This window comes from Candidatus Microthrix subdominans (assembly GCA_016719385.1).
Lineage (GTDB): Bacteria > Actinomycetota > Acidimicrobiia > Acidimicrobiales > Microtrichaceae > Microthrix > Microthrix subdominans.
The window spans coordinates 270,732-291,165 of record JADJZA010000006.1 but is presented as its reverse complement, the minus strand read 5'-3'; the positions used below and the strand labels follow the sequence as shown (position 1 = coordinate 291,165).

The 20,434-nt window shown below is 68.7% G+C and carries 17 protein-coding genes and 1 pseudogene; 7 read left to right on the top strand and 11 right to left on the bottom strand.

The window, feature by feature from the left end:
* Positions 1–23: 23 nt before the first annotated feature.
* From IPN02_09430 to IPN02_09385, 10 genes are all read right to left on the bottom strand, one after another.
* Positions 24–2,615 (bottom strand): sensor histidine kinase KdpD, encoded by a 2,592-nt coding sequence (locus tag IPN02_09430; protein ID MBK9297040.1) that lies wholly within the window; start codon positions 2,613–2,615, stop codon positions 24–26.
* A gap of 25 nt (positions 2,616–2,640) precedes the next feature.
* Complete coding sequence (gene kdpC, locus IPN02_09425; protein MBK9297039.1) at positions 2,641–3,219, bottom strand: K(+)-transporting ATPase subunit C; 579 nt, start codon at positions 3,217–3,219, stop codon at positions 2,641–2,643.
* A complete protein-coding gene (kdpB, locus tag IPN02_09420) occupies positions 3,219–5,327 on the bottom strand; it encodes a potassium-transporting ATPase subunit KdpB (GenBank protein ID MBK9297038.1) in 2,109 nt (702 codons plus the stop codon). Before kdpB ends, kdpC begins: the two co-directional genes overlap by 1 nt.
* A gap of 5 nt (positions 5,328–5,332) precedes the next feature.
* Positions 5,333–7,069 (bottom strand): potassium-transporting ATPase subunit KdpA, encoded by a 1,737-nt coding sequence (gene kdpA / locus IPN02_09415; GenBank protein MBK9297037.1) that lies wholly within the window; start codon positions 7,067–7,069, stop codon positions 5,333–5,335.
* Positions 7,069–7,158, bottom strand: a complete 90-nt coding sequence (kdpF, locus tag IPN02_09410; protein ID MBK9297036.1) for a K(+)-transporting ATPase subunit F — start codon at positions 7,156–7,158, stop codon at positions 7,069–7,071. The genes kdpA and kdpF overlap by 1 nt, the downstream gene beginning before the upstream one ends.
* On the bottom strand, positions 7,155–7,322 hold the full coding sequence (locus tag IPN02_09405; protein MBK9297035.1) for a hypothetical protein: 168 nt from the start codon (positions 7,320–7,322) through the stop codon (positions 7,155–7,157). The genes kdpF and IPN02_09405 overlap by 4 nt, the downstream gene beginning before the upstream one ends.
* A 169-nt stretch (positions 7,323–7,491) precedes the next feature.
* A complete protein-coding gene (locus tag IPN02_09400; protein ID MBK9297034.1) occupies positions 7,492–8,820 on the bottom strand; it encodes a cytochrome P450 in 1,329 nt (442 codons plus the stop codon).
* A complete protein-coding gene (locus IPN02_09395) occupies positions 8,817–9,953 on the bottom strand; it encodes a nitronate monooxygenase (protein MBK9297033.1) in 1,137 nt (378 codons plus the stop codon). Before IPN02_09395 ends, IPN02_09400 begins: the two co-directional genes overlap by 4 nt.
* A 43-nt stretch (positions 9,954–9,996) precedes the next feature.
* Positions 9,997–10,617: a helix-turn-helix transcriptional regulator gene (locus IPN02_09390; GenBank protein MBK9297032.1), complete on the bottom strand. Its 621-nt coding sequence runs from the start codon at positions 10,615–10,617 to the stop codon at positions 9,997–9,999.
* A gap of 127 nt (positions 10,618–10,744) precedes the next feature.
* Entirely contained in the window at positions 10,745–11,722 is a 978-nt protein-coding gene (locus tag IPN02_09385) for an LLM class flavin-dependent oxidoreductase (protein MBK9297031.1), read from the bottom strand.
* A 387-nt stretch (positions 11,723–12,109) separates the two neighbouring features.
* Here IPN02_09385 and IPN02_09380 point away from each other — a divergent pair, with 387 nt between their 5' ends.
* From IPN02_09380 to ugpC, 6 genes are all read left to right on the top strand, one after another.
* The gene (locus tag IPN02_09380) at positions 12,110–13,096 is read left to right on the top strand and encodes an ATP-binding cassette domain-containing protein (GenBank protein MBK9297030.1); all 987 of its coding nucleotides are present in this window, start codon (positions 12,110–12,112) and stop codon (positions 13,094–13,096) included.
* Complete coding sequence (locus tag IPN02_09375) at positions 13,093–13,983, top strand: ABC transporter permease (protein ID MBK9297029.1); 891 nt, start codon at positions 13,093–13,095, stop codon at positions 13,981–13,983. The genes IPN02_09380 and IPN02_09375 overlap by 4 nt, the downstream gene beginning before the upstream one ends.
* A gap of 167 nt (positions 13,984–14,150) precedes the next feature.
* Entirely contained in the window at positions 14,151–15,407 is a 1,257-nt protein-coding gene (locus tag IPN02_09370) for an ABC transporter substrate-binding protein (protein ID MBK9297028.1), read from the top strand.
* A 65-nt stretch (positions 15,408–15,472) separates the two neighbouring features.
* A complete protein-coding gene (locus IPN02_09365) occupies positions 15,473–16,312 on the top strand; it encodes a sugar ABC transporter permease (GenBank protein ID MBK9297027.1) in 840 nt (279 codons plus the stop codon).
* Position 16,313: 1 nt separating this feature from the next.
* Positions 16,314–17,159 carry a carbohydrate ABC transporter permease gene (locus IPN02_09360; GenBank protein MBK9297026.1) on the top strand — a complete coding sequence of 282 codons (846 nt, stop codon included), beginning with the start codon at positions 16,314–16,316 and terminating at the stop codon, positions 17,157–17,159.
* A gap of 9 nt (positions 17,160–17,168) precedes the next feature.
* The gene (gene ugpC / locus IPN02_09355) at positions 17,169–18,347 is read left to right on the top strand and encodes a sn-glycerol-3-phosphate ABC transporter ATP-binding protein UgpC (protein MBK9297025.1); all 1,179 of its coding nucleotides are present in this window, start codon (positions 17,169–17,171) and stop codon (positions 18,345–18,347) included.
* A 19-nt stretch (positions 18,348–18,366) separates the two neighbouring features.
* Here the strand turns inward: ugpC and IPN02_09350 are convergent.
* Positions 18,367–19,326: pseudogene (locus IPN02_09350) on the bottom strand (sigma-70 family RNA polymerase sigma factor).
* Between the two features lie 56 nt (positions 19,327–19,382).
* Here IPN02_09350 and IPN02_09345 point away from each other — a divergent pair.
* Positions 19,383–20,426 (top strand): 1-aminocyclopropane-1-carboxylate deaminase, encoded by a 1,044-nt coding sequence (locus IPN02_09345; GenBank protein MBK9297024.1) that lies wholly within the window; start codon positions 19,383–19,385, stop codon positions 20,424–20,426.
* Positions 20,427–20,434: the final 8 nt, after the last annotated feature.

Genomic DNA, 20,434 nt, shown 5'->3' with positions numbered 1-20,434 from the left:
AGCGCCGACCACCAGAACGTTGGTCACGGCGTCGCCTCGAGTGGCGATCGACCGGCGGTGCGCCAAGCGGACACCGGAGCTCCCGGGTCGGGGCCGAGCGGCGGCATGGCATCGCTCCGCCCGGCCAGCGGCAGCGACAGCGTCACGGTCAGACCGCCGCCGGGCGTCTCCTCGGCGCCGAGCACGCCGTGCATGGCGGTCATGAAGCCCCGGGCCACCGCCAGCCCCAGGCCCACTCCCCCGCTCGTGTCGTCCCCGAAACGTTGAAACGGCTGAAACATGGTGGCGCGTGCCTCTGGGGACACCCCCGGACCGTGATCGATGATCCTCGTCACCGCCGAGCCGTCACGGCTGGTCGCCTGAACGACGACCTCGCGGTCGGCGGGCGAATGGTTCAGCGCGTTGGACACGATGTTGGCCAGCACCCGCTCGAAGAGCCCCGCGTCGGCCAGCGCCGCCGGGGCGTCGTCGTCGAGCTCGATCACGACCCGTTCGGTGGCCTCGGACAGGCTGGCGAGCGCCGCCGCGATGGCGTCGTCGAGCCCGACGGGCCGGACGATGATCTCGACTGCGCCGGCCTCGATGCGGCTCATGTCGAGCAGGTTGCCGATCAGGTCGTCCAGCCGGTCCGCCTCCTCGTCGATCGTGCGGGCAAACTCGGTGCGCTGCTCGGCGTTCCAGTCCACGTCGTCCTGGAGAAGGCTGGTCGATGACGCCTTGATCGACGCCAGCGGCGAGCGCAGGTCGTGCGACACCGCCCGCAGGATCGCCGTGCGCAGCTCGTCGGCCCGGGCCAATGCGGCTCGGTCGCCGGCCGCCGCCTCCAACACCCGCCGTTGCAGCGCCTCGACCAACCGGGTGGCGAACGCCCCCAGCACACGTCGATCGGCGGCGGTCAGACCGCCCGGCGTCAGCGTGAGCAGGTGGTGCTCCCCCAGCTCCAGGCGCTCGCCATCGGCGGGATCCGGTGTCGGGTCGGGTCCGTCGACGGCGACGACGCTCCAGCTGCGTTCGTCGCCGCGGACGAAGACCGCCGCCGCCTGTTGGCCAAACGTGATGCGCAGGTGGCTGAGCAGCACCGCCACCGGATCGTTCTCGCCGGCATCGGCCCCGACCACGTCGACGAGGGCCTCCGTCTCCGCCCGCGCCCGGGCAGCGTCGGCCGTGCGTCGGGCGGTCCGGGCGACGAGCAGGCTGACGAGCCCGCCGGCCGACACGAAGGCCGCCACCGCGATCAGGTGTTCGGGGTCCTTGATCCGCAGCGTGTAGAGGGGCTGGGTGAAGTACCAGTTGGCCGCAGCGGTCGACGCGAGTGCGGTGACGAGGGCGGGGCCGAACCCACCGACCGCCGCCACGACGCAGACGTACAGCAGGTAGATCACCAAAACCGAGGGCAGCCCGATCGAGTTGCGGGCGGCGTCGAGCACGACGGTCAGAAGCGGCAGGCCAACCACCACCAGCGCCCAGCCGGCAACCCGCCGACGACGCGACAGCCGGGACCGGCGGCGACGGTGAGCGGCCGGCAGCGGCGCCCGTTCTACGACGCCGTCGCGGGAGATCACGTGGACGTCGATCTCGCCCGCAGCTCGGATCACGCGGTTGATCACCGAGCCCCGCACCAGCTCGGAGAGTCGATCGCGGTGGGAGGCGCCGAGCACGATCTGGGTGGCGCGCACCGATTCGGCGAACGCAACCAGCCCCTCGGCGACGTCGTCGCTGGTCGTCTCGTGGTAGGTGCCGCCCAGGTCGGCGAGCAGCGCCCGGTGCGCAAACAGCGCTTCGTCGGGGCCCTCCCGCAGCCCGGTGCCCGGGCGGATGTGCACCCCGATCAGGTCGCCGTGGCTGCGTCGCGCCATGCGGGCGGCCCGGCGGATCAGGTGGTCGCCGCTCGGGGCGCCGGTGATGGCCACCACCACCCGCTCACGCGTTTCCCAGGTGCCCACGATCCGCTCGTCGCGCAGGTAGCGCCGCATGGCCTCGTCGACCTTGTCGGCCAGCCATAACAGGGCCAGCTCGCGCAGCGCGCCCAGGTTGCCCGGGCGGAAGTAGTTGCTGAGGGCGGCGTCGACCTTGTCGTGCGCGTAGATGTGGCCGTGAGCCATGCGGCGGCGCAGGGCCTCGGGCGTCATGTCGACCAGCTCCACCTGCTCGGCGTCGCGCACCACCCGGTCGGGCACCGTCTCGCGCTGGCGCACGCCCGTGATCGCCTCGACGACGTCGTTGAGCGACTCCAGGTGCTGGACGTTGACGGTGGAGATCACGTCGATGCCGGCGTCGAGCAGCTCCTCGACGTCCTGCCAGCGCTTGGCGTGGCGCGATCCGGGGGCATTGGTGTGGGCCAGCTCGTCGACGAGCGCCACCTCGGGGCAGCGGGCGAGCAGTGCGTCGAGATCCATCTCCTCCAGCTCGGCGCCGCGATGGTCGAGGACCCGCCGCGGTGCCACCTCGAGGCCCTCGAGGCGGTCCGCGGTGTCGCGGCGGCCGTGGGTTTCGACGAAGCCGACCACCACGTCGGTGCCCCGGTCGAGGCGGCGGCGTCCCTCGCCCAACATGGCATAGGTCTTGCCCACCCCCGGCGCGGCGCCCAGGTAGATGCGGAGGCGGCCTCTGCTCACGGTTGGAGTCTACGAAGCGCGTCCATCAGCGGGCTTCGCCGTTCTCGAGGGCCAGGTTGAGCTGGACGACGTTGACGCCATCGTCGCCGAGCACGCCCAGCGGGCGGCGCTGCGTGGCGTCGTCGATCAGGTCGGCGACCACCTCGTCGTCGAGGCCGCGCTCCGCCGCCACCCGGGGGGCCTGCATCTGGGCGTTGGCCACCGAGATGTGCGGGTCAAGGCCCGACCCGGAGGCGGTGACGGCGTCGACCGGCACCTGGGCACGGTCGTCGAGCCCGTTCTCGGCCCGGTAGGCGTCGACGCGTTCGCCGACCAGGTCGAGCAGTTCATCGCTGGTCGGGCCCAGGTTGGACGCCCCGCTGGCGGCGCCGTCGTAGCCGTCGCCCGCAGCAGACGGCCGAGGGTGAAACCACTCCGGGCCCTCGAAGTTCTGGCCGATCAGGGATGAGGCCACCGGTTGACCCTCCGTTTCGATGATCGAGCCGTTGGCGCGGTCACCGAAGGCCAGCTGGGCGACCCCGGTGACCGCCAGCGGGTAGATGACGCCGACGAGCACGGTCATCATGCCCAGCATGATCAGGCCGGTGAGCAGTTGGCGACGCATCAGGAGACTCCCAGGGTGGTGATGATCAGGTCGATCGCTTTGATGCCGATGAACGGGGCGATCAGCCCGCCCAGCCCGTAGATGGCGATGTTGCGCCGCAGCACCTCGGCGGCGCCGACCGCCCGGAATTGCACGCCGCGCAGCGCCAGCGGGATGAGCGCCACGATGATCAGGGCGTTGAAGATGACCGCCGACAGGATCGCCGATCGAGCGGAGCCCAGACCCATGATGTTGAGGGCATCGAGTTCCGGGTAGGCGACCAGGAACATTGCCGGGATGATGGCGAAGTACTTGGCCACGTCGTTGGCGATCGAGAAGGTGGTGAGCGATCCCCGGGTGATCAGCAGCTGCTTGCCGATCTCGACGATCTCGATCAGCTTGGTGGGGTTGGAGTCGAGGTCGACCATGTTGCCGGCCTCCTTGGCGGCCTGGGTGCCGGTGTTCATCGCCACCCCAACGTCCGCCGCCGCCAGCGCCGGTGCGTCGTTGGTGCCGTCCCCGGTCATCGCCACCAGGCGGCCACCGGCCTGCTCGGCTCGGATCAGCTCCATCTTCTGCTCCGGGGTCGCCTCCGCCAGGTAGTCGTCGACCCCCGCTTCGGCTGCGATCGCCTTGGCGGTCAGCGGGTTATCGCCGGTGATCATCACCGTGCGGATGCCGAGCGCCCGCAGCTCGTCGAAGCGCTCGCGCATGCCGGGCTTCACGACGTCCTTGAGGTGCACCACGCCAAGCACCCGGGTGCCGTCGGCCACGACCAGCGGTGTGCCGCCGGAGTTGGAGATGTCGGCCACATGGGTGAGCAGCTCCGGGGGCGTCGACCCGCCGAGCTCCTCCACCCATCGACGCACCGAGTCGGCGGCGCCCTTGCGCAGCTGGCGACCGTCGACGAGGTCGACGCCGCTCATGCGGGTCTGGGCGGTGAACGGCACCAGCTCGGCGCCCGCCTCCAGCTCGGCGGACAACGAGAACTGTTCGGCGGCCAGGTCGACGATCGAGCGACCCTCCGGGGTCTCGTCGGCCAGGCTGGTCACCAGCGCCGCCTCGGCCAGCTCGGCATCGCCGACGCCGTGCACCGGCACGAACTCGCTCGCCCGGCGGTTGCCGAAGGTGATCGTGCCGGTCTTGTCCAACAGCAGGGTGGACACGTCGCCGGCGGCCTCGACCGCCCGGCCGGACATGGCCAGCACGTTGCGCTGCACCAGGCGGTCCATGCCGGCGATGCCGATCGACGACAACAGGCCGCCGATCGTGGTGGGGATCAGGCACACGAGCAGGGCGGTGAGCACGATCAGCGACTGCCTGTCGCCCGAATAGGTGGCGAAGGGCTGCAGGGTGACCACCGCCAGCAGAAAGATGATCGTCAGGCCGGACAACAGGATGCCGAGCGCCACCTCGTTGGGGGTCTTCTGGCGTTCGGCGCCCTCGACGAGGGCGATCATCCGGTCGAGGAACGACTCGCCGGGACGGGTCGAAATGCGCACGACGATCTCGTCGGACAGCACCCTGGTGCCGCCGGTGACCGCCGAGCGGTCGCCGCCCGACTCGCGGACCACCGGTGCGGACTCGCCGGTGATCGCCGACTCGTCGACGGTGGCGATGCCCTCGACGATGTCGCCGTCACCGGGGATCACCTCGCCGGCGACGACCACCACCTCGTCGCCGATGTCGAGCTCGGTCGAGGCCACGTCAGAAATGCTGCCGTCGGCGTTGCGGCGGCGCGCCGAGGTCTCCTGGCGGGTGGCTCGCAGGCTGGCCGCCTGCGCCTTGCCGCGGCCTTCGGCCATCGCCTCGGCGAAGTTGGCGAACAGCACGGTGAACCACAGCACGACGGTGACGATGACGTTGAAGACGTTCTCCGACGCAGACGAGCTGCCCATGCCGGTGAACAACAACACGGTGGAGAGCGCAGCGCCCACCTCGACGATGAACATCACCGGGTTCTTGGCCATCGCCCGCGGGTCGAGCTTGCGCACGCTGTCGCGGAGAGCGGGACCGATGATCGATCGATCGAGCACCGAGGCCTTGGCCGGGCGCCGGGTGTCGCCCGGATCGTGGGCTACCGGCTCGTCAGGGGATTGGGGTGTTGGAATTGCGGTGGCGGTCATCAGGCTCCTCAGCGCATCGCCAGCGCCTCGACCACCGGGCCGAGCGCAAGTACGGGAAAGAAAGTGAGTCCGGCGACGATCAGCACGACGCCGGTCACCAGGCCGCCGAACAGCGGGGTGCCGGTTGGGAACGTGCCGGCGGTGATCGGCACCCGTTCCTTACGGGCCAGCGATCCGGCGATGGCCAGGGCCGGGATGATCAGCCCGAAGCGGCCGAGCAGCATGGCGATGCCCTGGGTGATCGTCATCCAGTTGGTGCTGGCGTCGAGGCCTGCGAACGCCGAGCCGTTGTTGTTGGCGGCCGAGGTGAAGGCGTAGAGCACCTCGCTCAGGCCGTGCGCCCCCGGATCCTGGATCGACTGGTCGAGCACGGTGCCCAACCGGATGCTCACCGCGCTCAGGCCCAACACGGTGAGGGGCATGACCACGATGAAGAGCACCACCAGCTTCATCTCGGTCGCTTGGATCTTCTTGCCGAGGTACTCCGGCGTTCGCCCGACCATCAGCCCGGCGATGAACACCGCCAGCAGGGCGTAGATCAGCAGCCCCATCAACCCCACTCCCACGCCGCCCGGGCTCACCTCCCCGAGCAGCATGTTGACCATGGTGACGCCGCCGCCGGCGCCGGTCATCGAGTCGTGCATGCAGTTGACCGCGCCGGTGGAGGTTCCGGTGGTGGTGCCGGCAAAGAGCCCACAGGTCCCCGGGCCAAACCGGGTCTCCTTGCCCTCCATGTTGCCGCCCGACTGCTGGGCGGCCACCGCCTGGTCGGCGCCTCGATCGGTCAGCATCGGGTTACCGGCGGTCTCGGCAGTGCTGGCCAGCAGCACCGACCCGAGCCACAGCACCATCATCACGCCGAGCAAGACGTTGCCCTGTTTGCGGTCCTTCACCATCCGCCCGTAGGCGAGCGGGATGGCCAGGGGCAGCGACAGGATCAACCAGATCTGCAGCAGGTTGGTCCAGCCGTTGGGATTCTCGAAGGGGTGGGTCGAGTTGGCGTTGAAGAACCCGCCGCCGTTGGTGCCCAGCTGCTTGATCGCCACCTGCGAGGCCGCCGGGCCACCGGGGATCGACTGGGAGACGCCGGCCACGCCCGACACCGTTTGGGTCCCCGAGAAGTTCTGGATGACGCCCTGGCTGACCAGCAGGATCGCTGCGATGAACGCCATCGGCACGAGCACCCGCACGACGATCCTGGTGAGGTCCACCCAGAAGTTGCCCAGGGTGGACGACCCCCGCCGGCTGATGCCCCGGATGATCGCCACGATCACCGCCATGCCGGCGGCCGCCGACACGAAGTTCTGCACGGTCAGGCCCACCATCTGGCTGAGGTGGCTCATCGTGGTCTCGCCGCCGTAGGCCTGCCAGTTGGTGTTGGTGAGAAACGAGATGGCCGTGTTGAACGCCACCGTCGGGCCGACGCCCGGGCGGCCATCGGGGTTCAGCGGTAGCACCCCTGGCAATCGGAGCAGGGCGTACAACCCCACAACCGATGCGAGGCTGAACGCCAGGAGCGACATGGCGTACCCGGTCCAGCGCTGCTGTGATCCGGGGTCGATGCGACAGGCCCGGTAGATCATGCGCTCGATAGGGCCAAACACCCGCTCGCCGGGGGTGGGCTCGGGCTCGCCGCCCAGCTCCGGGTCGCCGAACACCCCCGCCAGGTAGCGCCCGAGCGGCGGCACGGTGACGCCGAGCAACACCAACAGGACCAAGATCTGAAAAATGGCTGCGGCGGACATCAGAAGCGCTCCGGCCAGATCAGGGTGACGACCAGGTAGACGAACAGTCCGGCGGCGATCACCAGGCCGGCGATGCTCTCGAGGTTCACGATCCCTCCCCTGCGGCGGGGCTCGCCACCGACGCCGAGGGCGTCGGTGGCGACGTCACGTCGACATCGTCGTCCGGACCGACGATGCGGTCGCACACGGTCACGTAACCGGCGAAGACGGCGAAGGCACCGATCAGCAGGATCAGCAGCAGCACATCTGTCATGCGAAGAGGTCTAGGCGCCCCTCGTCCTGCTGGGAATGGCCTTCACGCCTTCTTCACGGCCAATCGCCACATCTTGGCGTCGTGTTCGCGCTCGCCCAGCGTGGATGCCGACCTTTGGGATGATGACGGGCCAACAGGTGACCTCCAATCGTCCCAAAGGCGCACCGCCTCAGGCGTAGCGCACCGGAAGGCCCTTGATGCCGTTGATCCAGGCGCTGCGCAGCCGGCGGGGGTCGCCCAGCGGCTCGATGTCGGGTGCCAGGTCGGCGATGGCGTTGAACATCAGGTTGATCTCCATGCGGGCCAGGTTGGCGCCGATGCAGTAGTGCGCTCCGCCCCCGCCGAAGCCCACGTGATGGTTGGGGCTACGGGTGATGTCGAAGCGGTGCGGCTCGTCGAACACGGTCTCGTCGAAGTTGGCCGAGCTGTAGGACAACCCCACCCGCTGACCGGCCTTGATCTTCGTGCCGTGGATCTCGTGGTCGGTCGTGGCGGTGCGCTGGAAGATCACGATCGGGCTGGCCCAACGCACGATCTCATCAGCGGTCGTCTCGGGCCGTTCCCGCTTGAACAGCTCCCACTGGTCGGGGTTCTCGAAGAACGCCTGCATACCGTGGCTGATCGCGTTGCGGGTGGTCTCGTTGCCGGCGACCGCCAGAATCAAACAGAAGAAGGCGAACTCCTCCGAGGTCAGCAGCTCGCCGTCGAGGTCGGCGGTGAGCAACCGGGTGGCGATGTCGCCCTGCGGGTCCGCCTTGCGGGCCTCGCCCAGCCCCATGGCGTAGCCGAGGATCTCGGCGGCGGCGACGGCCGGTTCCACCTCGTACTCCGGGTCGTCGTAGGCCACCATCTGGTTGGACCAGTCGAAGATCCTCTTGCGGTCCTCCTGGGGGAACCCGACCAGGTCGGCGATCGCCTGAAGCGGCAGCTCACACGACACATCGGCCACCAGGTCGCCGCTGCCCTTGGCCACGGCGTCGGACACGATCTGACGCGCCCGCTGGTCGAGCGCTCCCTCGATCCGGCCGATCGCCCGGGGGGTGAAGCTGCCCCGGCCGATGATGCCCCGCAGCTTGGTGTGCCGGGGCGCATCCATGTTGAGGATCATCTCTCGCTGCATCGCCCGCTCGTCGGGGCCGACAGTCGCACCGTCGAAGCGGACGACCGCCGTGTTCTCCTCGGACGACCAGCCGTCCCGGGCGCCGGAGATCGCCCTCACGTCGGCGTGCCGGGTGACCATCCAGAAGCCGCCGTCGTCGAAGGACGACTCCTCGCGGGTCTGCGGGTTCCAGAAGATCGGGGCGCTTTGGCGCAGCGCGGCCAGCTCCTCGAGCGGGATGCGGTCGGCGATCAGATCGGGGTCGGTGAAGTCGAAGCCCGGCTCGACGGCGACCGGTTCGATCGGCCCACGGGCGACCGCGCCCGTGAAAGGACAGCCGCCGGTCGCGGGCGAACCGATCCCCTCGTCGCGGGAATCGGGGCTCGTCGTGGCGGTCATGCCGACGCCTCCGTGGTCGAGTTCATGAGGCCCTGGAGGCGCTCGGTGGCATCGATGCACTCGCTCACCAGGTCGAACACCACCTCGCGTGTCGGCCGCATCTTGTTCATGCGGCCGACGATCTGGCCGACCGGGTTGAAGTTCACGTCCTTGGCCTGCTCGGGATAGAGGTGGCCCCGCTGCACCGCGTTGGAGGTGACCATGAACTGCATCGGCATGCCGAGCGGCTTGGGGTTGCCCTCGGCCTCCCAGGCCTCGGTCCACTCGTTGCGCAGCATGCGGCACGGCTTGCCGGTCCACGATCGCGAGCGCACCGTGTCGCGGCTGGTCGCCTCGAGCAGCGTCTTCATCTGCGCCGGTGGCACGTCGGCCTCGTCGACGGTGAGCCACAGCGACCCCGTCCACACGCCCTGGGCACCCAGGGCCAGCGCCGCCGCCATCTGGCGGCCGCTGCCGATGCCTCCCGCCGCCAGCATCGGCGTGTCGCCGATGGCGTCGATCACCTCGGGCCACAGCACCAGCGAGGCGACGTCGCCGGTGTGGCCGCCACCCTCGGTGCCTTGGGCGATCACGATGTCGACGCCGGCGTTGGCGTGGCGGGTGGCCTGCGAGGCCGTGCCGCACAGGGCGGCGACCAGGCGGCCGGACTCGTGGATCTCGTCGATCACGTCCGGCGGCGGCGTACCCAGGGCGTTGGCGAGCAACTTCACCTTGGGGTGCGACAGCGCAACCTGCACCTGCGGGCCGGCGGTCGCCTCGGTCCAGCCGAGCAGCTCTTGCATCTTGTCCTCGTCGGGGATGTCCGGCACGCCGTGGTCATGCAGGATGTCATCGACGAACTTGCGGTGCTGCTCGGGGATCAGGTCCTTCAGCTCCTGCTCGAGCTTCTCGGCATCGCCCTCGCCCATGCCCTCGTACTTGCCGGGGATGACGATGTCGACGCCGTAGGGCAGGTCGCCGATGTGCTCGTCGATCCAGGTGAGCTCGGTCTCGAGCTGCTCGGGCGTGAACCCGACCGCACCGAGCACGCCGAAGCCGCCCGCCTTGCTGACGGCGACCACGACGTCACGACAATGGGTGAAGGCGAAGATGGGAAACTCGATACCGAGGCGCTTGGCCAGTTCGGTCTGCATGGGATGGCTCCTGGATGGTGATGTGTCGGGTGTGGACGGGTGGTCAGATGGTCAGACGGGCCGGCTCGGGGGTCAATTCAAGAAGCCGGCGCAGCCCGGCGAGAACCGCCCCGGTCGAGATCGCGTCCGGGTCGAGCCGGTGCTGAAACGCCATGCCGGTCAGCAGGGCGATCAGCTGCGACGCCACCTCGTCGCTCGGGCCGGGAAGGTGGAAGCCGAACTCGATTGCCCAGTCCTCCAGCGCCCCGGCCAGTCCGGTGCGCATCTGACGGAAGCGCTCGGCGCCGATCTGGCCGATCTCGGGGTCGCGGACGGCGTGCAGCCACAGTTCAAACTCGAGGAGCAGCCAGGCGTCAGCGCTGGCGTCGTCGCTGGCGATCAGCCCGGTCCACATGCCGGCCAAGCGACCATCGAGGTCGGACAGGCTGGGAAGCCCGGCGGTGAGGCCGGCGACCGTCTGGGCGATCCAGTCCTCGAGCAGGGCGACCAACAGGCCGGACTTGCCGCCGAAGTGGTTGTACAGCGCTCCGGTGGTGCGGTCTGCCGCGGCGGCGACCGCCTCGACCGAGGTGGCGTGATAACCCTGCCGGGCAAACAGGTCGGTGGCGGCGTCGAGCAACCGGCGACGGGTCTCGGCGCGTCGTGCTTCCTGGGTGCGGCCCACGGCCGGACAGGTTACATAATGGTCGCTACGTATGTCGACCGCTTGATATATCTGCGGCTGGTCGGTGTGGCCGCCCGAGGTGCCTCGGGGCCGATGAGCCCTCACGAGTTACGCCCGTTCGAGGCGATCAGTTGGCGCGCAGACGAGGGAGTACGTCGGACTCAAACAATTCGAGGCTGGCCCATGACAGGTCGGGGTCCAGCCCGCCCATCAGCGGGTGCAGCGTCAGGGTGTGCACCTGCCGACACAGCTCGACGCACTCGTCGGGGGTGACCACCCGGTAGGTGCCCTCCAAGCGCAGATCGTGCAGCGTGGTCGCTGCGGAATCGACCAGCGAGCGGTTGCCGGCGGTCTGCCACGAGGCCATAACGGCGGCGTCGTCGAGGGCGATGGGACCGATCCGGGCCCAGTCCCGCTCGGGGTCGTCGCTGACGTGCACGAACATCGGACCGGACGGGATCATCGTCCAGCCGCCCTCGTGGCCCAGCCGGGCGCACTCGGCCTGATAGATCTCGCCCAGCTCCGGGTCGTTGTGACCGGCGAACAGCGGCAGCCCCAACCGCGCCGCCCGCTTCGCCGACGCCGCCACCGATCCGCCGACCGCCAGCATCGGCCCGCCCGGGGTGAGCGGCAAGGGCCGTACCACGATCGTCGCACCTCGGAACTCGAACGGCTCCCCCGCCCAGGCCTGGCGCAGCACGCCCACCAGCTCCTCGAGCAGCGGTCCGCGACGGCTGCGGTCGGCGCCGAACACCTCAAACTCGATCGGGCGATAGCCGATGCCGAGCACGGCCAGCACCCGGCCACTCGCCAGGTGGTCGAGCACCGCCAGGTCCTCAGCCAGGCGGATCGGGTGCTGCAGGCCGGCAACCAGCGCGGCGAGCATGATCGTGATGCGATCGGTCGCCCCGGCCACCGCACCGGCCATCACCAGCGGCGAGGGCAGATAGCCCTCCTCGCTGACGTGGTGCTCCGACAACACCACCGCGTCCAGCCCGAGCTGATCGGCCCAGCGGATCTGATCCATGGCCGTTTGGTAGAGCGCCTCGTGGTCCGCCCCGGTCGGGGTGGTCCGCATGTCGTAGCGAAGGGCGATGAAGGTCATGCGGTCCATCATCGCAAGAACTGCAAGGCGGCGCGCTCAAACGGGCACCGTCTCCCTGGTCACCGACCAGGCACGGCGGGAGAACCTGCCGACGTCACGACGATCACGCGGACACGGCGATCACGGTTGGAGACGGGGATGACGCAGCTCCCGGTGCTGCTGTCCCTTCGTGCAAAACTCTGACCGCCGATTTATGCATGGTGGTCATGCACAACTCGGCGGTCAGGCTTCTGCACGAAGGCTCCGGCCACCCACCCCGACGACCTCGTCCGTGCCGAGAAAGGAAGCCGCTGTGAGAAAAGCGGTCGCGCGTCGTCGGTTACTCGTGCCAGCATTTTCCAGTCCCGTTCGCACGTGGCGACGGGACGTGATCGTGGAGTCGCCCTCATGACATCTTCCTTAGCGGTCGAGGCCACCGGCCTCGTCAAGCACTACGGCGAGACGGTCGCCCTTTCCGGGGTGGACATCGACGTGCCCACGGGCACCGTCACCGGCGTGCTCGGCCCCAACGGGGCCGGCAAGACGACGGTGGTGCGTATCCTGACCACGCTCGCCCAGGCCACCGCTGGAACGGCGACTGTGGCCGGATTCGACGTGGCCACTCACCCGACCGAGGTGCGCCGCCGCATCGGTCTCGCAGCCCAGGACGCAACGGTGGACCCGCTGCTCACCGGCCACGAGAACCTGGTGATGAACGGTGAGCTGCACCAGCTGTCGGGCCGGGCCGCCAAGGCGCGGTCCCGGGAACTGCTGGAACAGTTCTCACTCGCCGATGCCGGCGACCGCGTGAGCTCCGGCTACTCGGGCGGCATGCGCCGGCGCTTGGACCTGGCGGCGACGCTGGTCGGCCGTCCGTCGGTGCTGTTCCTCGACGAGCCGACCACCGGGCTGGACCCCCGGGCCCGCACCGAGCTGTGGGGCGTGCTCGAGACGCTGGTCGGCGACGGCACCTCGATCCTGTTGACCACCCAGTACCTGGACGAGGCCGATCGTCTGGCCGACGACATCCTCGTCGTCGACCATGGTCGGGTGATCGCACGCGGTGATGCGCGCAGCCTCAAGCGTCAGGTGGGTGGCGACAACATCGGCGTGACGATCAACGATCCGTCGCAACTCGATGAGGTGGCTGCCATCCTGGCCCGAGTCACCGGCACCCATCCGGTGGTCGACCGCCCCGCACGCACCGCCACCTCACCCACGACCGAGGGCGTCGCCGCCCTCGCCTCGGTGGCCAACGCGCTGGCCGACAACCGGGTCGCCGTCGAGGACCTCAGCCTGCGCCAGCCCACCCTCGACGAGGTGTTCCTCACCCTGACCGGTGCTCCCGCCGAGGCCGACCAACCATCTGACGAGGCCGAGGAGGCCCACCGATGACCGCCATCACCAATCCAATCGAATCGAACGGCCGCCACGCCGCGAGCCGAGAAGGCGGCGAGGCCTTACCGAAGCCCAGAGGGGTGACCCACGACGTGTGGGTGATCGCACGGCGCGGCCTCATCCACATGCGTCGCCAACCCGAACAGCTCAGCGACGCCACGATCCAGCCGATCATGTTCGTCATCATGTTCGCCTACGTGTTCGGCGGCGCCATCGTCGTTCCCGGCGGAGGTGAGTCCACCCCACAGCGCTACCGCGAGTTTCTGATGGGCGGGATCATGGCCCAGACCCTGGTGTTCACCGCGTTCGGCGTGGCCCTCAGCATCGCCAACGATCGCAAGAACCAGGCGGTGGACCGGTTCCGGGCGCTGCCGATCTCCCGCGGTGCGGTGCTCGGCGGACACGCCGTCGCCAACGTCATCAAGGCCCTGTTGCCGATCGCGCTCATGTCGGCCACCGGCTACGTCGTCGGGTGGCGGATCCGCGGCAGCCTGTTCGACACGCTCAGCGCCTACGCCCTGATGGTGGCGTTTGCGTTCGCCATGATCTGGATCGGCGTGCTGTTGGGCAGCCTCGTTGCCACCCCGGAGGGGGTGAGCGGGATCGCGTTCGTTGCGCTGTTCCCGTTGACCTTCGTCGCTTCGACGTTCGTGCCGATCTCGTCGATGCCCGGCCCGCTGCGCACGGTCGCGTCGTGGAACCCGATCACAACCGTGGCCGACGCCCTGCGGACCCTGTTCGGCAACCCAAACACCCCGACCGAACCGGGCGCACCGTGGTCGCTCGTCCACCCGGTTGCGTACTCGTGGATCTGGATCGTCGCCATCGTCGTCATCTGCGCGCCGTTGGCGGTGCTCGCCTACCAGCGCTCGATCGACTCCTGACCACACGCCCGTGAGCGGCGAGGGGTGTGGAGGTGCCGGTTGTCGGCGCCTCCGAGTCACAACGATCGGGTTTGTTGTTTGGACGTTGCGACAGTGGGGTAGGTATTCGTCAGCTCCCCCCGGCTGTGCCCACTGTCACTCACTGTCCAACTCAAGGAAACTATGCGATGAGTCCCCGGGGACGTCCGCTGTGCACTGCGATTCTGGCGCTGGTCACGCTCGGTCTGAGCCTGTCCGCTTGTGGTGGCGACGAGGGCGGAGCCCCGACGCTCAACTGGTACGTCTTCGATGAGCCCGGCGGCTCGTTCACCAACGCCGCCAAGAACTGCTCGACCGACAGCTATGACATCAAGGTGCAGGTGCTGCCGGCAGACGCCGACCAGCAGCGAGAGCAGCTGGTGCGTCGCCTGGCCGCCGGCGACACGTCGATCGACCTGATCGGCATGGACGTCATCTGGACCGCAGAGTTTGCCGGCGCCGAGTGGATCCTGCCGCTGGAAGGCAAAGCGGCCGAAGCGGCGACCAAGGGCAAGCTCGAGGCCGCCGTCGAGAGCGCCACCTATGAGGACGAGGTGTACGGCGTCCCCTTCACCTCGAACACCCAGCTGCTCTGGTACCGCAAGGACCTGGTGAAGACACCACCCACAACCTGGGACGAGATGCTCGACATGTCGGCGAAGCTCGAGCAGGAGGGCAAACCCCACCTGATCCAGACGCAGGGCCAGCGCTACGAGGGGCTGACCGTGCTGTTCAACACCGTGTTGGCGTCGTCGGGCGGCAGCATCCTCAACGACGACGCCACCAAGGTGTCGCTCGAGGAGGAGCCCACGCGCACAGCGCTGGAGGTGCTGTCCAAGTACGCCCGCTCCGATGCGGCACCCGACACGCTGTCCACGTCGATCGAGGACGACAACCGGCTGAGCTTCGAGGCGGGCGAGTCGGCGTTCATGTTGAACTATCCCTTCGTCTATCCAAGCGCCGAGGCCAACGCCCCGGAGGTGTTCAAGAACCTGGGGTGGGCGATGTTCCCCCGGGTGACGGCCGACGAGCCGGCCCACGTCACGCTCGGCGGGGTCAACATCGGCGTCGGCGCCATGTCGAAGCATCCCGACGAGGCCTTCGAGGCGGCGGCGTGCCTGGCCGGCGAGGACAATCAGGTTTACGCCGCCACCAACGGCGGACTGCCCCCGACGATCGAGTCGCTCTACTCCGATGACACGGTGCGGGAGACCTACCCGTTCGCCGACGAGCTGGTGGCGACGTTCAAGGAGGCGACGCTCCGGCCCCAGACGCCGCTGTACAACGACGTGTCCCTGGCGGTGTCGGGAACGCTGCATCCGCTGGAGGACATCGACCCGGAGGCCGACGTGGACAAGCTGCGCGACGCCGTCACCCGGGCGCTCAACGGGGAGGGGTTGCTGTGAGTTCAACCGAGACGGCACACGAGGGCCGCAGCGCCCGGGCCAACGCCGAACGCCGCCTGGGGTGGATGCTGTGCGCTCCGGCGGTCACCGTCATGTTGGTGGTCACCGCCTACCCGATCGCCTACGCGGTCTGGCTCAGCCTGCAGCGCTACGACCTGCGCTTTCCCGACGACCGCGAGTTCATCGGCCTGGCCAACTACGCCTCGGTGCTGTCGGCCTCGCAGTGGTGGGACTCGGTGCTGAGCACGGTGATCATCACCGTCTTCTCGGTCATCATCGAGCTGGTGCTCGGCTTCACCCTGGCCTGGGTGATGCACCGCGCCATCTTCGGGCGCGGCCTGGTGCGGGCATCGACCCTGATCCCCTACGGCATCATCACCGTCGTCGCTGCGCTGGCCTGGAAGTTCGCCTTCGACCCGACCACCGGGTTCGTCAACGGGCTGCTCGGCACCGACACGGCGTGGTTCGGTGCACGATGGTCGTCGTTCTTCGTCATCATCCTCACCGAGATCTGGAAGACCACGCCGTTTATGGCCCTGCTACTCCTCGCCGGGCTGACGCTGGTACCCAACGACCTGTTACAGGCCGCACGGGTGGACGGAGCATCGGCATTCCAGCGGTTCACCCGGGTGACCCTGCCGCTGATGAAGCCGGCCATCCTGGTGGCGCTGCTGTTCCGCACGCTGGACGCCTTCCGGGTGTTCGACTCGGTGTACGTGCAGACCCGCGGCGCCGAGGGCACCGAAACCGTGTCGATCACCGGCTACAAGACGCTGATCACCCGCCTCAACCTCGGCCTGGGGTCGGCGGTGTCGGTGCTGGTGTTCATCGCCGTGCTGCTCATCGCCGCCCTGTTCGTCAAGGGCTTTGGCGCCAACCTCGATCAGCAGCAAGGAGACCTCTGACATGGCCAGCGACACGAAGGAGCGCACGGCGAAGGAGCGGGTGCTCTGGGCCGTCGGCCTGGCGGCGGTGATCTTCTACGCCCTTATCCCGGTGGCCTGGATCGTCTCGCTGTCGCTGAAGCCGAGCTCCCAGTTGACCGATGGAAAATTCTTTCCCCGCTCAACGACGCTCGAGAACTACCGGGCCATCTTCGAGGACTCCCAGTTTCCCTCGGCGCTGCGCAACTCGATCGGCATCGCGTTGATCTCGACCGTCCTGGCGGTGACGCTGGCGATGTTCGCTGCCTATGCCATCGTGCGGCTGGACTTCCCGGGCCGCAAGTTGGTGCTGGCCGGCGCTCTCGCCATCGCCATGTTCCCCCCGGTGTCGGTGATCGGTCCGCTGTTCAACATGTGGCGAACGCTGCACCTGTTCGACACCTGGGCGGGCCTGATCATCCCCTACATGACCTTCACGTTGCCCTTGGCCATCTGGACGCTGTCGGCGTTCTTCCGGGAGATCCCCTGGGACCTCGACCGGGCCGCCCGGGTCGACGGGGCCACCCCGTTTCAGGCCTTCCGCAAGGTGGTCGCACCGCTGGCCGCTCCGGGCGTGTTCACCTCGGCGATCCTCGTGTTCATCTTCGCCTGGAACGACTTCCTCTTCGCCACATCGCTCACGTCGACCAACAAGGCCCGGACCGTACCGGCGGCGATCGCCTTCTTCACCGGCAGCAGCCAGTTTGAACAACCAACGGGATCGATCGCCGCCGCCTCGGTGGTGGTGACCGTCCCGATCATCATCATGGTGCTGATCTTCCAGCGCCGCATCGTGTCCGGGCTGACCTCCGGCGCCGTCAAGGGATAGGAGCCCCACGTGGGAGAGATCCAGCTCGACAACGTCACCAAGCGGTTTGCCGACGGCACCGTTGCCGTCGACAAGGCCAACTTCACGATCGAGGACGGCGAGTTCTTCATCCTCGTCGGGCCGTCCGGTTGTGGAAAGTCGACCCTGCTCAACATGATCGTCGGGCTCGAGGACATCTCGGAGGGCACGCTGCGGGTGGACGGCAAGGAGGTCAACGACGTCGACCCCAAGGACCGGGACATGGCGATGGTGTTCCAGTCCTATGCCATCTACCCACACATGACCGTCCGGCGGAACATGGGGTTCCCCCTCGAGCTGGCCAAGGTTGACTCCGACGAGATCACCCGTCGGGTGGAGGAGGCCGCCGAATCCCTGGAGCTCACCGAGCTGCTCGACCGGAAGCCGGCGGCGCTGTCGGGCGGTCAGCGTCAGCGGGTGGCGATGGGCCGGGCGATCGTCCGGGAGCCCCAGGCATTCCTGATGGACGAGCCACTGTCCAACCTGGATGCCAAGCTGCGGGTGCAGATGCGCACCGAGATCTCCCGTATCCAGCAGCGCCTGGGCACGACGACGGTGTACGTCACCCACGACCAGGTCGAGGCGATGACCCTCGGCGACCGGGTGGCGGTGCTGCGGCGGGGCATCGTCCAGCAGGTCGACTCGCCGCGCACCCTGTACAACCGGCCCGACAACCTGTTCGTCGCCGGGTTTATCGGTTCACCGTCGATGAACTTTCTCGCCGGCGAGCGGGGTGATGACGGCACGATCGAGTTGCCGATCGGCACGATCACCGTTCCCGAGTCGCTGCGCGAGACGCTCGACGGCGCATCGGATCGCATCATCGTCGGGATCCGTCCGGAACACATCGAGGACGCGTCGTTGGTCGAGGACCGCGACGATCACCTCCGCTTCTCGGCCACGATCGACGTCGTCGAGTGGATGGGCTCGGAGCTCTACGCCCACTTTCAGACCGAGGGCTCCCAGTCCGACGAGCTCGAGGAGCTGGCCGAGGAGCTCGATCAGCCCGCGTTGGGGGCCGGGGACCGGGCCGAGATGGTGGCCCGTCTCGATGCCAACTCGAAGGCCGCCGAGGGTGAGGAGCTGGAGATGGTGGTCGACTCCGACCGGGTGGTGCTCTTCGACGCCGAGACCGGCGCCAACCTGTTCGTCGACGACCAGCGCGACTGATCGCACCGGCGACCACGTGTCAGTCGGTGAGAAACGGCGGCAGGCCGAAGTCGGCGAACAGCTCCGGGTAGAGGAAGTTGTGGTGGCCGGTAATCTCACCGTCGACCACGTCGATCACCTGCAGCGCAAACGGCCCCAACCGCCGTCGCCGGCCGGTCGGTAGCTCCCGAACGCCGCCATGCCGTTGGCGTCGACACGGATCGGCTTGGACCCGGCGCATCCGTGCCCGGGGCCGGACATCCACCCGGTGACCTGGTCGGCGCCCCTCAGCCACAGGTCGTGGGGCGGCATGGAGATCACCGCGCCGGCGCAACAGCTCGGCAAGGGCGCCCATGTCGTAGCGCTCGAAGGCGTCGACGTAGCGCCCGAGCAACGCCTCGTGCTCGGGATCGAGCGTCGGGTCGAGCGCCTCGATATCGAGGCTCGTCAGCGTCGCGCGCGCCCGCTGCAAAGCGCTGTTGACCGAGGCCACGCTGGTGTCGAGCAGCGGGGCCACCTCGGACGCCTGCCACTTGAGTACCTCGCACAGGATGAGCACCGCCCGTTGACGGGGCGCCAGGTGCTGGAGGGCGGCCACGAATGCCAGCCGGATCGAGTCTCGGGCGATGGCCACCTCGGCGGGATCGCCGTCGACGTCGATCACCCGACGGTCGGCGACCGGCTGCACAAACGTCGACTCGGGCAGCGGCACCAGCTGGGCGGTCGCCAGCGTCGACGGACCACCGAGGTCCATCGGGCGGGCCCGCCGCTGGGGCGCACGCCCCATGTCGATGCACACGTTGGAGGCGATCCGGTACAGCCAGGTGCGCACCGAGGAACGGCCCTCGAAGCGGTCGGCCGCCTTCCAGGCGCGCAGGATCGTCTCCTGAACCGCATCCTCGGCCTCCGCACCCGAACCCAGCATGCGGTAGCAGTAACCGGTGAGTTCGCGCCGCCGCAGGTCGAACTCGGCGGTCAAGTCGAGCGTCGCCGTCTCCATGGGGTGAACACTACGACGACGAGCGGCGATGTCTCGCCGTGCGGTTGACTGGCTACATGTTGCTTGCCGACTTTCCTCGCACCTCCTTGCTCTTTGGACCTTCGCCCATCCATCCCCTGCCGCGGCTGAGCGAAGCGCTCGGAGGCCAGGTGGAGATCTGGGCCAAGCGGGAGGACTGCAACTCGGGTATCGCCTTTGGCGGCAACAAGGTGCGAAAGCTGGAGTACCTGGTCGCCGACGCGTTGGAGCAGGGCTGCGACACGCTGGTCTCGATCGGCGGCATCCAGTCCAACCACACCCGGGCGGTCACGGGCGTGGCCCGCCACCTGGGCCTCGGGGCCGTCACCGTCCAAGAGGGTTGGGTGGACTACAACGACATGGCCTACGACAAGGTGGGCAACATCCAGCTGACCCGCATCATGGGCGGCGACGTGCGCATCGATCCGGCCGGCTTCGACATCGGCGTCCGGGACAGCTGGAAGCGGGCGTTGCAGTCGGTGATCGACGCGGGCGGCACGCCGTACCCCATCCCCGCCGGCGCCTCCGACCACCCGCTGGGCGGTCTGGGCTTCGCCAACTGGGCGGTCGAGGTTGAGGCCCAGGAGGCCGAGCGCGACACCTTCTTCGACACGATCATCGTGTGCACGGTCACCGGATCCAGCCACGCAGGCATGGTCGCCGGCTTTGCCCTGTCGGACCGGCCAGGTCGGCGGGTGATCGGCATCGACGCCTCGGCGACACTCGACCAGACCACCGAGCAGGTCCACCGCATCGCCACCAACACGGCCGACAAGATCGAGCTGGGCCGGCCGCTCCGCGACGATGAGATCACGATCGTACCCGGCTACGAGGGGCCTGCCTACGGGGTGCCCGATGCCCAGACGGTGGAGGCGATCCACCTGGCCGCCCGCACCGAGGCCATGCTGACCGACCCGGTGTACGAGGGAAAGTCGATGGCCGGGCTGATCGGCATGATCCGTTCGGGTGAGATCCCGGCGGGATCCAAGGTGCTGTACTGCCACCTCGGTGGCCAGCCGGCGCTGCCCGCGTACGCCGGGTTCCCCGGCCTCGGCTCACCGGAGCGCGAGCTGTCCTGCTGACCGAGCCA